The 722-nt window shown below is 37.7% G+C and carries 1 pseudogene; it reads left to right on the top strand.

Going from position 1 to position 722, the window contains the following annotated elements:
* Window positions 1-373 precede the first annotated feature (373 nt).
* Window positions 374-722, top strand: a pseudogene (locus tag R7Z50_RS27150) (hypothetical protein); the annotation flags it as partial.

The following is a 722-nucleotide window of genomic DNA, read 5'->3' as shown; positions in this document are numbered from 1 at the left end:
AGATCCACACTGGGTCTACTTGAACAAGGGCACACACGAAGAAACAGATCGAGTCGAGTTTGAGAATGGAACAGTCGGAACAATTGTTTCATCACTTGATGCTCTTGATAAAGCACTAGAAGTATAGAAATGTGAAAATGGGATCAGGTTTTGTTTTTGCCCAATCTGATCTTCTTCGAGTGTTCGTTATCTCTTAAAAATCCAAACTCGGAATTGTCCAGAACCTTAATAGTTGGCATAGTTGGCACTTTGTAACTAAAAAGTGCCCTACTTCGACTTAGGGTAGATGTTCTTCACTAAACTAACGTGTTCATCTAGACTAAGATTTTCTAATGTCTGATTTTGATATCTCGGCGTATTATCAGGAAGTGAAATGAACAAGAACCTAGTGAATATCTCATTGGAAGAGCAACAAGCTCAACTCGAAAGTCGCAAACACTACACATTCTTCAAAGATGGTTACATTGATGGTTATAGCTTTGCTTTTGGGCTGTTCGAATCACTATGGTTAGATGGTTTTGATGTAAAGAACCCTACAGATCTGCTCAATGCACTGTGTTTACTCATTGAAAATGAGCATGTAGAACAAAAGAAAGTCTTTGAAACTCATATTAATGATATGACCCCAGAAGCCTACGCAATGTATCCAGAAGGGAAAACGATTCTATTCCATTGCACATTCTTTCTTCATAATATACACAATTATATTTCCCATATCGGAG

Source organism: Vibrio sp. 1249-1, assembly GCF_033340495.1.
The sequence above is the reverse complement of the archived record's forward strand: the minus strand, read 5'-3'. Positions and strand labels throughout refer to the sequence as shown.